This window comes from Aeromonas sp. 601027 (genome assembly GCF_049174455.1).
In the GTDB taxonomy this organism is placed as follows: domain Bacteria; phylum Pseudomonadota; class Gammaproteobacteria; order Enterobacterales; family Aeromonadaceae; genus Aeromonas; species Aeromonas veronii_A.
In genome coordinates, this window is the sequence record NZ_JAAKTN010000001.1 from 495,219 (window position 1) to 506,840 (window position 11,622).

11 protein-coding genes are annotated in these 11,622 nt (G+C 61.4%); all 11 read left to right on the top strand.

Annotation, left to right across the window (positions count from 1 at the left end; all coding sequences use genetic code 11):
- Nucleotides 1–508 precede the first annotated feature (508 nt).
- Nucleotides 509–1,642, top strand: a complete 1,134-nt coding sequence (hybO, locus tag G5193_RS02105) for a hydrogenase 2 small subunit (protein ID WP_005333367.1) — start codon at nucleotides 509–511, stop codon at nucleotides 1,640–1,642.
- Nucleotides 1,643–1,644: 2 nt separating this feature from the next.
- Nucleotides 1,645–2,685, top strand: coding sequence for a hydrogenase 2 operon protein HybA (gene hybA / locus G5193_RS02110; protein WP_421204835.1), 1,041 nt, complete (start codon nucleotides 1,645–1,647; stop codon nucleotides 2,683–2,685).
- The gene (gene hybB, locus G5193_RS02115; protein ID WP_421204836.1) at nucleotides 2,678–3,865 is read left to right on the top strand and encodes a Ni/Fe-hydrogenase cytochrome b subunit; all 1,188 of its coding nucleotides are present in this window, start codon (nucleotides 2,678–2,680) and stop codon (nucleotides 3,863–3,865) included. Before hybA ends, hybB begins: the two co-directional genes overlap by 8 nt.
- The gene (gene hybC / locus G5193_RS02120) at nucleotides 3,862–5,565 is read left to right on the top strand and encodes a hydrogenase 2 large subunit (protein WP_421204837.1); all 1,704 of its coding nucleotides are present in this window, start codon (nucleotides 3,862–3,864) and stop codon (nucleotides 5,563–5,565) included. The genes hybB and hybC overlap by 4 nt, the downstream gene beginning before the upstream one ends.
- On the top strand, nucleotides 5,565–6,095 hold the full coding sequence (locus G5193_RS02125) for a HyaD/HybD family hydrogenase maturation endopeptidase (RefSeq protein ID WP_257698927.1): 531 nt from the start codon (nucleotides 5,565–5,567) through the stop codon (nucleotides 6,093–6,095). Before hybC ends, G5193_RS02125 begins: the two co-directional genes overlap by 1 nt.
- Complete coding sequence (hybE, locus tag G5193_RS02130; protein ID WP_421204838.1) at nucleotides 6,077–6,616, top strand: hydrogenase-2 assembly chaperone; 540 nt, start codon at nucleotides 6,077–6,079, stop codon at nucleotides 6,614–6,616. The genes G5193_RS02125 and hybE overlap by 19 nt, the downstream gene beginning before the upstream one ends.
- 131 nt (nucleotides 6,617–6,747) lie before the next feature.
- Nucleotides 6,748–8,358: an ABC transporter substrate-binding protein gene (locus G5193_RS02135; RefSeq protein WP_421204839.1), complete on the top strand. Its 1,611-nt coding sequence runs from the start codon at nucleotides 6,748–6,750 to the stop codon at nucleotides 8,356–8,358.
- The gene (locus G5193_RS02140; protein ID WP_421204840.1) at nucleotides 8,343–9,353 is read left to right on the top strand and encodes an ABC transporter permease; all 1,011 of its coding nucleotides are present in this window, start codon (nucleotides 8,343–8,345) and stop codon (nucleotides 9,351–9,353) included. The genes G5193_RS02135 and G5193_RS02140 overlap by 16 nt, the downstream gene beginning before the upstream one ends.
- The gene (locus G5193_RS02145; protein ID WP_421204841.1) at nucleotides 9,343–10,158 is read left to right on the top strand and encodes an ABC transporter permease; all 816 of its coding nucleotides are present in this window, start codon (nucleotides 9,343–9,345) and stop codon (nucleotides 10,156–10,158) included. Before G5193_RS02140 ends, G5193_RS02145 begins: the two co-directional genes overlap by 11 nt.
- Nucleotides 10,152–10,940, top strand: coding sequence for an ATP-binding cassette domain-containing protein (locus G5193_RS02150; protein ID WP_421204842.1), 789 nt, complete (start codon nucleotides 10,152–10,154; stop codon nucleotides 10,938–10,940). The genes G5193_RS02145 and G5193_RS02150 overlap by 7 nt, the downstream gene beginning before the upstream one ends.
- Nucleotides 10,940–11,581, top strand: a complete 642-nt coding sequence (locus G5193_RS02155; protein ID WP_421204843.1) for an ATP-binding cassette domain-containing protein — start codon at nucleotides 10,940–10,942, stop codon at nucleotides 11,579–11,581. The genes G5193_RS02150 and G5193_RS02155 overlap by 1 nt, the downstream gene beginning before the upstream one ends.
- Nucleotides 11,582–11,622: the final 41 nt, after the last annotated feature.

Here is an 11,622-nt window from a genome sequence, read left to right on the forward strand (position 1 = left end):
GTGTCGCACTGAAGCGCAGGTAAAATGCAAACTGAAACCAAGCGACATGCAGGTAAACCGTGCCGTGCAGGCCGTGCTTGCTACCGGTGGTAGCTGGCCATGAGACAGTTCTGGTATGGGGAGGCAAGTCAGGAGGTTGTTCCGTGGATGACTGTATGGAATATGCAATGAGATGAGTAAAGATATATTCAATGGATCATTTATTGGTGGGCATCAGTATTGTGAAATGAGCGGTATAGCCAAGATTTCAATCATGTTAATTTGGCTCACAGTGAAAGAGAGGATATGCGGCGATTAATTATTTAATATCCAATTAAGTTCATAAAATTTACGGAGTTGCTAAATATCTCTTTGGGGGTAATTAATTCTGTTTGTGATGTGGCTCGCTATGTAAATAGGGGGAAGCCGGTCGAAGTTGATAGAGATCAATACTGTGATGTGGGTGAGTCCTTAGCATTTCTCCTATTAAGCATTTACCAAACAAGTGCTCACTACGGGAATAACTAGAATGGTCGAGGATAATTTTTTATCGGCTCATGGGATTAATCGCCGTGATTTTATGAAATTGTGTGCCGGGATGGCCGCAACCCTGGGATTAAGTCAGCATGCCGTCGCCAAGATGGCCACTGCGCTCACCAGCCCTGAACGGCCGCCGGTGATCTGGATTGGGGCGCAGGAGTGCACTGGTTGTACCGAATCGCTGCTGCGCGCCACGCACCCCACCATCGAAAACCTGATCCTCAATACCATTTCGCTGGAGTACCACGAGGTACTCTCGGCGGCCTTTGGTCATCAGGCGGAAGAGAACAAGCACAACGCCATCAAGCGCTATAAAGGCAAGTATGTGCTGGTGGTGGATGGCTCCATTCCGCTCAAAGATGGCGGCGTCTACTGTATGGTGGCCGGTGAACCCATCGTCGACCATATTCGCCGTGCTGCCGCCGACGCGGCTGCGGTGATCGCCATCGGCTCCTGCGCTGCCTGGGGCGGTGTGCCTGCCAGCGGCGGCAACCCGACCGGTGCCGTCAGTCTGGAAGAGGCCCTCGGCAATATCGGCACCCCCATCATCAATATCCCGGGTTGCCCACCCAATCCCCACAACTTCCTCACCACGGTTGCCTACTACATCACCTACGGCAAGCTGCCGGCGCTGGATAGCAAGAAGCGTCCGCTGTTTGCCTATGAGCGTCTGATCCACGAGAACTGCGAGCGTCGTCCGCACTTCGACGCAGGCCGTTTTGCCAAGGAGTTTGGCGATGAGGGCCACCGGCAGGGCTGGTGTCTCTACCATCTGGGCTGCAAGGGGCCGGAGACCTATGGCAACTGCTCGACCCTGGAGTTCTGCGATGTGGGCGGCGGCATCTGGCCGGTCGGGATCGGTCACCCCTGTTATGGCTGCAACGAGCAGGGTGTCGGTTTCAGCAAGGGGATCTTCCAGCTCGCCAAGGTAGAGAACCCGACTCCGAGGGTGGATAAACCCGATGTGAAGATCCAGGAGGGGGGGTATACCTCGCCCACCGCAACCGGCCTTATCGGTGGCGCCCTCGGGGTGCTGGTAGGGGTGAGTCTGATGACGGTGCGTGAACTCGGTCGCCAGCAGAAGCGCCACGAAGCCGGGCAGTCCCCATCACGGGAGGAGTGACCGTGAACAGACGCAACTTCCTCAAATTTGCCTCCGTCGGCGCGCTGGCGGCGGGCACCACAGTCTCCGGCAACGCATTGGCGGCGGCCGAGAACAAGCCGCCCATTCCCGGCGCGCTCGGCATGCTCTACGACTCTACCCTCTGCGTCGGCTGTCAGGCCTGTGTGGCGGAGTGTCAGCGCCTCAACGGCAACCCGGCCAATCCAGCCGGGGCGCAAACCTGGTCCAACAACGACAAGCTGACCCCCTACACCAACAACATCATTCAGGTGTGGAAGAGTGGCACTGGCGAGCACAAGGATCAGCTGGCGGATGGCTACGCCTACATCAAGAAGCAGTGCATGCACTGCGTCGATCCCAACTGCGTCTCTGTCTGTCCGGTGCAGGCTCTTAAAAAAGACCCCAAGACCGGCATCGTTCACTACGACCCGAGCGTCTGCACCGGCTGTCGCTACTGCATGGTGGGTTGCCCGTTCGATGTGCCCAAATATGACTACGACAATCCGCTGGGGGCGATCCACAAGTGCGAGCTCTGCAACCAGAAGGGGCTTGAGCGGATCGATCAGGGCAAGTTGCCCGGCTGTGTCGAGGTGTGCCCCACCGGCGCCGTCATTTTCGGCACCCGCGAGGAGCTGATGGCCGAGGCCAAGCGTCGTCTGCTGGCGACTCCGGGCAGCGAATATGCCTATCCTCGCCAGACCCTCTCTGCCAACGACCCCTACCTGCACGAAGTACCCAACTACCAGCCTTACGTCTATGGCGAGAAGGAGGGGGGCGGCACCCAGGTGCTGGTGCTGGCCGGGGTGCCCTATACCAAGCTCGACATGCCCGACCTGCCGGAGCTCTCCTCCGGTGCCCGCTCCGAGCATATCCAGCACACCCTCTACAAGGGGATGGTGCTGCCCATGGTGGTGCTGACTGGCCTTTCGGTGCTCATTCGCCGCAACACCAAGAACGGTCACGATCATCACGATGGTCACGATCAGGGCAAGGGGAGGTCGGTCGATCAAGGGAAACAACAGGGGGGCAATGATCATGAGTAACCACAAGGCACATCCCCTTGGCGGCAAGCTGGTCAGCTGGCCTGTGCTGGTGCTGGCACCCTTTGCGGTGCTGTGCGGCATGCTTATCCTCAAGCGCCTGATCTTCGGGCTGGGCTCGGTGACCGATCTGAACGGGGGTTATCCCTGGGGTCTCTGGATCTCCTTTGACCTCTTGATCGGTACCGGTTTCGCCTGCGGTGGTTGGGCGCTGGCCTGGGCGGTTTACGTCTTCAACCGGGGCGAGTATCACCCGCTGGTGCGACCGGCCCTGTTGGCGAGCCTGTTCGGCTACTCGCTGGGCGGTCTCTCTATCACCATCGACGTCGGCCGTTACTGGAACCTGCCGTACTTCTACCTGCCCGGTCACTTCAACACCTCCTCGGTGCTGTTCGAGACGGCGGTCTGCATGACCATCTATATCGGGGTGATGGCGCTGGAGTTCGCTCCCGTGCTGCTGGAGAAGTTCGGCTGGAAGGCGTCACTCATTCGCCTCAACAAGATCATGTTCTTCGTGCTGGCGCTGGGGGCCTTGCTGCCCACCATGCACCAATCCTCCATGGGCTCGTTGATGATCGTGGCGGGGGAGAAGATCCATCCGCTCTGGCAAAGCTACGAGTTGCTGCCGGTCTTTTCGCTGCTGACCGCATTTATCATGGGCTTCTCCATCGTGGTATTTGAGGGCTCCTTGGTGCAGGCAGGACTGGCGGGGCGTGGCCCCAATGAGAAGTCACTCTTCTACAAGCTGACCCAGGTGATCGATATCTTCCTGATCCTGTTTGTGGCGCTGCGCTTTGCCGAGATCGTCACCCACGACAAGTCGGAGTATCTCTCCGAGTTCAATCGCTTCTCCATCATGTTCTGGAGCGAGATTGCGCTGATGATCTTCCCGCTGCTGGTGTTCCACTGGGACAAGAGCCGCCGGGATTCGCGCATGTTGTTCCTGGGGGCCCTCAGCATGCTGCTGGGCGCCGCCCTCTGGCGACTGGATTACTCCCTGCTCGCCTTCAACCCCGGCAATGGCTACCACTACTTCCCCTCTGCGGAGGAGGTGCTGATCTCGCTGGGCTTTGTTGCCATCGAGGTGTGTGCCTATTTGCTGTTGATCCGGCTCTTGCCGGTACTGCCATCACTTGAACGTGTTCACCAAGATTATCAGGCCCGAGGGAAAGCCAACGTATGAGCCAACGTATCACCATAGACCCCATCACCCGCATTGAGGGGCACCTGCGTATCGACTGCGAAATCGAAGGCGGAAAAGTGACCAAAGCCTGGTCGTCCGGCACCATGTGGCGCGGGATGGAGGAGATCGTCAAGGGAAACGACCCGCGCGATGCCTGGATGATCGTGCAGCGCATCTGCGGGGTATGTACCTCCATCCACGCCATCGCCTCGGTGCGGGCGGTGGAGAACGCCATCGGCGCCAAGGTGCCGGTCAATGCCCAGTACATCCGCAACCTCATCATCGCGGCCCACAACATCCACGATCACATTGTCCACTTCTACCAGCTCTCCGCGCTGGACTGGGTGGACATCACCGCGGCCCTTGAGGCCAATCCGCAGAAAGCGGCGGACATGCTCAAGGGGGTATCAACCTGGTCCCTCAACAGTGCCGATGAACTGACCAAGGTGCAGGACAAGATCCGCGCGCTGGTGGCGAGCGGTCAGCTCGGCATCTTTGCCAACGGCTACTGGGGTCACAAGGAGATGAAGCTGAGCCCGGAGGTAAACCTCATCGCCGTGGCCCACTACCTGCAGGCACTGGAGTGCCAGCGCGATGCCAACCGTATCGTCGCCATCCTCGGTGGCAAGACCCCCCACATCCAGAACCTGGCGGTGGGCGGCGTGGCCAACCCTATTAACCTGGATGCACCAAGTGTGCTCAACCTGGAGCGGTTGCTCTATGTGAAGAGCTTTATCGATCGGCTCGGCGAGTTCATCGAGCAGGTCTACAAGGTGGATGCCGCCATCATCGCCGCCCACTACCCCGAGTGGCTGAATCTGGGGCAGGGTGCCAAACACTACCTGAGCGTGCCGGAGCTCCCCACCGATGCCAACGGCGGCAGCTTCCTGATGCCGGGAGGCTACATCGAGAATGGCAATCTGGCGGGATATCGCCCCATCGAGAGCCATCAGGATGGCTGGCTGATGGACGGCATCGCCGAGAGCAACAAGCACGCCTGGTACAAGGATGACGAGCCTCTCAAGCCGTGGGAGGGCAAGACCGAGCCCAACTACACCGGCTGGCAGGATGATGGCAAATACTCCTGGGTCAAATCCCCCACCTTCTACGGCAAGGTGGTGGAGGTGGGGCCGCTTGCCGACTTGCTGGTGAAGCTGGCCGCCAAACACCCGGAGACGGTGGCGCATTTCGAGCAGCTGAACGGCATCTACAAGGCGCTCACCGGCTCGGCCATCAAGACCGAACAGCTGCACTCCACCATGGGCCGCATCATCGGTCGCGCGGTGCGCTGCTGTGTGCTCAAAGATACCCTGTCCCATCAATGGAAGGCGCTGGTAGACAACATCGGCAAGGGGGACACTACCGCCTATATCAAGGCCGAGATCCCGGTGGATAAAGAGTTTCGCGGGGTGGGCTTTGAAGAGGCGCCGCGTGGCATGCTCTCCCACTGGATCGTCATCAAGGATGGCAAGATCGAGAACTATCAGGCGGTGGTGCCATCGACCTGGAACTCGGGCCCGCGCAACTTCAACGATGAACCCGGCCCCTACGAGCAATCGCTGGTGGGCACCCCGGTAGCCGATCCGGCCAAGCCGCTGGAAGTGGTGCGCACAGTTCACTCGTTCGACCCCTGCATGTCCTGCGCAGTGCATGTGGTGGATACCCAAAATGGTGAAACGACTCAGGTGAAGGTGCTGTGATGAACACCCTGATCCTGGGCGTGGGCAACCTGCTCTTGAGTGACGAGGCCGTCGGCGTGCGCATCGTTGAGGGGCTGGGGCGCGAATACCGTTTCGCCCCCGGCATCGAGCTGCTCGACGGCGGTACCGCCGGCATGGAGTTGCTCGAAGCGATGGCCAGTCGCGATCACATCATTCTGGTGGATGCGGTGCGCAGCGGTAATCCGCCGGGCACAGTGGTGACTCTGAAGGATGAGGAGATCCCGACCCTGTTTGGTCGCAAGATATCCCCCCATCAGCTGGGGCTGGCGGATGTGCTCTCGGCGCTGCATATGACGGGGGAATCCCCCAAGCGGCTCACCCTGATCGGGGTCGAGCCCGAATCCCTCGAACCCCGCATCGGCCTCACCCCCGTGGTGGCGGCTGCCATGGGGGAGGCGACGGATCGGATCTTGACCCTGTTGGCTGCCGTTGGTGCGCCCGCCATTGCGCTCTCTGAGCAGGATAAAGCTGAACAAGCGCGGGAGGGCCTATGGCGCAGTCCCATTTAAGCGAGGCTGAGAGAGTGCTGGAGGTAGTACCGGAGACGGCGCAGGAGTTTGCCGGTTTTGCCAGTAATCCCGCGCCATTGCTGGTAGCCCAGTACGAACGGATCGCTCGCGAAGAGATGCAGGCGTTGCCCTTCTATCACGCTGCCATGCCAATCGTTGCGGAGTGCGTGCTGTTTGAAGATCAGTGGCTCGGCTGTGTGCTCACCCCCTGGATGCTTAGCGTGGTGGTGCTGCCGGGGCCGGATCAGCTTTGGCCGGTGCGCAGCAGTAGCGATCGGCTCGCCCTGCAGTTCCCCTGCGGCAACATGACCTTTATGGTGGGTGAATTGCCCGAGACGGGACAGTTGCTGGCCTGCTCCCTGATGTCGCCGCTCGATCCCCATCTCGGTGCCGTGCAGGGGCGCTCACTGGTGAGCAGCACCCTCAAGATGCTGCTCTCCTTGCCGGTGCAGCAAGGGGCTGGCGGCGTGGATCTGGGTCGCAGACGGCTATTCGGTGCCCGGCGCGGTCAACCGGCATAGTCGCTAGGTTTCACGCGAAATCAAGTTTAGAATAGGGGGCCATTTTGGCCCCTCACTCCCATGTTCAGACACGCATTCCACCTCTTTTTTGAGTGATGATCCGTGAGTGGTACAAAACAAGAAGGATCCCCATGACTGTTCCACGCAATTCCCTTCGCCATTACTGTGGCACCAGTGCTGCCGCCCTGTTGACTCTGCTGCTGGGCACAGCCTCTCATGCGGCGCTGGCCACAGCCCAACCTGTGCCTGCCGAGCTCAAGCTCGCCATCGGCGCCGAACCCACCGAAGGGTTTGACCCTTTGCTTGGCTGGAGCCACGGCAGCTACCTGCTGTTGCATAGCCCGCTGCTCAAGCAGAACGCCGATCTCAGCTGGCAGAATGTGCTCACCCAAGCGGTGACCCCGAGCAAGGATGGCAAAGGATGGCTCATTACCCTCAAGCCTGACCTGAAATTCTCCAACGGTGCGCCGCTCACCGCCGAAGATGTGGCCTTTACCTACAACAGCGCCGCCAAGGGCGGCGGCAAGATCGACATGGGCAACTTTGTCTCGGCCAAGGTGCTCTCGCCTACCGAGGTTGCCATCACCCTGAGTGCCCCCCAGAGCACCTTTGTCAACGTGCTGGGATCTTTGGGGATAGTGTCGAAGAAGGATTACGACGCAAAAGCATATGCCCAAAAGCCGGTCGGTGCCGGCCCCTACCGGCTGGTGAGCTTCCTGCCCGGCCAGCAACTGGTGGTAGAGGCGAACCCCTATTACGCTGGCGGCAACAATGACTTCAAGCGGCTGGTGTTTGTCTTTATCGACGAAGAGAGCGCCTATGCCGCCGCCCAGAGCAGCCAGCTTGATGTGGTGCGCATCGCCCCGTCGCTTGCGCCAACCGTGCCTGCTTCCCTCAAGCTGTGGGTGCGGCCGAGCGTGGAGAACCGCGGCATCGTCTTCCCCATTCCGCCAGCGGGTGGCAAGGATGCTAAGGGCTATCCCATCGGGAACGATGTGACCTCGGATGTGGCGGTGCGCCGCGCCATCAACTACGCCATCGACCGCAAGCTGCTGGCCGATCAACTGCTGGAAGGGCACGCCATCCCCGCCTACAGCGCGGTAGAAGGCCTGCCTTGGCTAAACAAAGCCACCGCCTTCAAGGATGGGGATGCGGCCCACGCCAACGCCCTGCTCGACCAGGCCGGTTGGAAGATGGGCAGTGACGGTATTCGCCACAAGGGCGACCTGAGTGCCGCCTTTACCCTCTGGTACACCAGTGGCGACAGCACCCGCCGGGATTTGGCGGAAGCGGTGCGGGCCATGCTCAAACCCATCGGTCTTGAGGTGAGCCTCAAGTCCGGCAGCTGGGAGCAGGTGGAGCGGGAGATGCACGCCAATCCGGTGCTAATGGGGTGGGGGAGTCTGGATCCCATGGAGCTCTATCACCACTATCAGAGCGGCTCCGGTGGCGTGGAGTTCTACAACCCGGGCTACTACAGCAACCCTGTGGTGGATGGCCACCTCAAGCAGGCGCTGGATGCTCCGAACTGGCAGGCGGCCGTGCCGTTCTGGCAGCAGGTGGAGTGGGATGGCAAAACCGGCGCCGGAGTGCAGGGAGATGCCGCCTGGGCCTGGCTGCTCAATGTGCAGCACACCTATCTCGCCAACCGTTGCATCGATCTTGGCAAGGGGGCGCCGGAAATCCACGGTAGCTGGTCACTCCTCAACAACCTGCAGGATTGGCGGTGGACGTGCCGTTAAGTTCGCCCTTGAGTCATTCAGGTTATCTGTTGCTAAAAGCCCTGCTGCGTCTGGCAGGGCTGCTTTGTCTGGTCTCGGTCGCCACCTTTGTGCTGCTGAGTTACTCCCCCATCGACCCCATCAAGGCCTATATCGGCAACGATCTGCTCCATGTGCCGCCAGAGCAATACGCCCGCATCGCCGCCCGTTGGGGGCTGGATCAGCCGCTCTGGCTGCGCTACTGGCACTGGTTTACCCAGGTGCTGCGGGGGGATCTCGGTTACTCCATGCTCTACAACGCGCCTGTGGGTGAGGTCATAGGCCAGCGCTTTGCTGCCTCCTTCCTGTTGCTGGCGGGTGCCTGGCTGCTCTCCGGCTTTTTCGGGATTTTGCTGGGCCTCTGCGCCGGTCGCTATCTCAACCGCTGGCCCGATCGCCTGATTTGCCGCTTTGCCTACCTGCTCGCCTCTCTGCCCACCTTCTGGGTCGGCCTGTTGCTGCTCGCCCTGTTTGCGGTGCACTGGCCACTACTACCAGTCTGCTGCGCCTGGACGCCGGGGCTCGCTGCCGATGAGGTGGACTGGGCCATGCGGCTGCGTCATCTGCTGCTGCCGGTGACTACTCTGGCACTGCTCGGGGTGGGCAACATTGCCCTGCATACCCGGGGGCGGGTGGCCGAGGTGCTGGATAGCGACTTTATCCGCTACGCCCGCGCTCAGGGCGATGGCGGCTGGCCCATGCTGCGTTTTCATGTGCTGCGCCATGCCCTGACCCCAGCGCTCTGCCTGCAGTTTGCCTCCCTTGGCGAACTGATTGGCGGATCGCTCTTGGCCGAGAAGGTCTTCTCCTACCCGGGGCTCGGCCAGGCCACCGTGGATGCGGGGCTCAGGGGCGATATTCCCCTGCTGATGGGAATCGTGCTCTTTTGCACCCTGCTGGTCTTTATTGGCAACACGGTGGCCAGTTTGCTGCTGGCGCGCATCAATCGGGGTTGGGAGGGCGAGCATGCTGTGTAATCCGTTTCCCTCGATACTGCGGCTGGGTTTTGCCCTGATCGGATTGGCGCTGCTGGCCACTTACGGCTGGAGCCTCTCTCATCAGGATGTGCCGATGGATCTGCTGGCGCGCCAGCAAGCCCCCTCGCTGACCCACTGGTTCGGCACCGATCAGATGGGGCGGGATCTCTGGTTGCGGGCCTTTCAGGGCACCCTCACCAGTCTGGAGCTTGGCATCAGCACGGCGCTCTGCAGTGGCCTGCTGGCCATGGTGGCGGCAAGCGTGTCGCTCGTTCATCCCAGATGTGATGCGGCGGTGCGAATGGTGATCGACGCCATGCTGGCGCTGCCCCATATGCTGCTGCTGATTTTGATCTGCTTTACCGTGGGGGGCGGCATGCGCGGGGTGATCCTGGCGGTGGCGCTCACCCACTGGCCCAAGCTGGCGCTCATTCTCTGCGCCGAGGCGCGGCGGATCGCCTGCAGCGACTATGTGGTGCTGGCCCGCTGTCAGGGGATGGGGGCGCTGCGTCGCTGGCGCACCCACCTGCTGCCGGGGCTGTTGCCCCAGTGGTTTATCGGCACCTTGCTGATGTTTCCCCATGCGGTGCTGCACAGCGCGGCCTTGAGCTTTCTCGGCTTTGGTCTGGCGGCCCACGAGGCCTCGCTGGGCCTGCTGCTGGCCGATGCCCTGCGTTATCTGGCCGGTGGCGGCTGGTGGCTGGCCCTCTTCCCGGGGCTGATGTTGCTGCTGTTGGTGCTGCTCTTTGATCAGGCTACCCGCGCTCTGCAACTGCTGCTGTGGCACAGGAGTGAACCATGCTGAGTTTTGATCAGGTGACCATCGAGGCGGCCCACTACTCTTGGCTGGGACGGCGCAGCTGGCAGCCATTGCTGACCGATATCAGCCTGCAACTGGCGCCGGGGGAGATAGTGGCGCTGGTGGGGGGGAGCGGCGAGGGCAAGAGCCTGCTGCTGCAAAGCACTCTGACTCTACTGCCGGACAATCTGCGGATGCGCGGCAGCATCTCCCTCGATGGTACGCCTCTGTGCGACGCCAGCCGGGCCCGTTTGCGCGGCCACACCCTCTGCTATGTGCCGCAGGGGGTAAGCGCCCTCAATCCGCTGCTGACGGTGGAGCGCCAGCTGGGCCGTGCGGCACGTCTCTGCGGCCAGAGCGGCTCTCGTGAGCGGCTCGGCGAGCAGCTGCTGCGCTACCAGCTGCCCGCGAGTACCTTGGACAGATTCCCGCGCCAGCTCTCCGGCGGCATGGCCAAGCGTATTCTGGCCTGCACCGCAGCCCTCGGCGGTGCCCGCTACATTCTGGCAGACGAGATCACCGCTTGGCTCGACGAAGGGCTGGCCTGCCAGCTGCTCAGCCAGTTGCGTGAATTGGCCAATCAGGGCAGCGGTATCCTCTGGGTGACCCACGATCTGGCGCTGGCAGCCCGCTTTGCCGATCGCATTGTGGCGCTGCATCAGGGGCAGGTGAGCGATACCTTGAGCTGCCACCATCTGCGCCAGGGGCAGGGGAGCGAGATGCTCAGAGCCCACTGGCAGGCGCTGCCGGAGTTCAACGCGCTCTTCTCTGTGCCGGAGGTCTCCTGATGTTGGAAGTACGAAATCTCACCATCGCCCAGGGGGAACGCCCCCTCTGGCAGGGATTATCGCTGACCGTGAAAGCGGGCGAGCGACTCGGTATCTCTGCCCCGAGCGGTTATGGCAAGACCACGCTGGGGCGGGTATTGGCGGGTTGGCAACCGGTTGGGGCTGGTGGGCAGATCCTGCTGGATGGGCAGCCAGTACCTGAACAGGTAAAAGGTTATAACCCCATCCAGCTGGTGCCCCAGCACCCGGAGCTCACCTTCAATCCCTATCGCACCACCGGGCAGGCGCTGTGGGATGTGTGGCGCCCCCATGACGCCATGCTGGCTCGCTTTATGGTCAAACCTGCGTGGCTCGGCCGTAAACCCGGTCAGCTATCCGGTGGCGAGCTGGCCCGCATCGCGCTGTTGCGCGCCCTCGATCCCCGCACTCGTCTGCTGATTGCCGACGAGGTGACCGCCCAGCTGGATCCGCAAATCCAGCGCCAGCTCTGGCGGGAATTGATGGTTGAATGCGAGCAGCGCGGGCTTGGTATGGTTATCTTCAGTCACCAGCAGGCGCTGTTGCGCCAGATCTGCCATCGGGTGCTGCGCTTTGGTGAGGCGCCTCTTGCGACGGGTGTATTGGCCGAAAGCGTGGCCTGAGGATTGGCTTCCCCCTCATCCCCAGCCCTTCTCCCGCAAGG

Coding starts and splice junctions, on each gene's coding strand:
- hybB (WP_421204836.1), top strand. CDS start 2,678: ATGAGTAACCACAAGGCACATCCCCTTGGCGGCAAGCTGGTCAGCTGG.
- G5193_RS02135 (WP_421204839.1), top strand. CDS start 6,748: ATGACTGTTCCACGCAATTCCCTTCGCCATTACTGTGGCACCAGTGCT.
- G5193_RS02150 (WP_421204842.1), top strand. CDS start 10,152: ATGCTGAGTTTTGATCAGGTGACCATCGAGGCGGCCCACTACTCTTGG.
- hybC (WP_421204837.1), top strand. CDS start 3,862: ATGAGCCAACGTATCACCATAGACCCCATCACCCGCATTGAGGGGCAC.
- hybO (WP_005333367.1), top strand. CDS start 509: ATGGTCGAGGATAATTTTTTATCGGCTCATGGGATTAATCGCCGTGAT.
- G5193_RS02145 (WP_421204841.1), top strand. CDS start 9,343: ATGCTGTGTAATCCGTTTCCCTCGATACTGCGGCTGGGTTTTGCCCTG.
- G5193_RS02155 (WP_421204843.1), top strand. CDS start 10,940: ATGTTGGAAGTACGAAATCTCACCATCGCCCAGGGGGAACGCCCCCTC.
- hybE (WP_421204838.1), top strand. CDS start 6,077: ATGGCGCAGTCCCATTTAAGCGAGGCTGAGAGAGTGCTGGAGGTAGTA.
- G5193_RS02125 (WP_257698927.1), top strand. CDS start 5,565: ATGAACACCCTGATCCTGGGCGTGGGCAACCTGCTCTTGAGTGACGAG.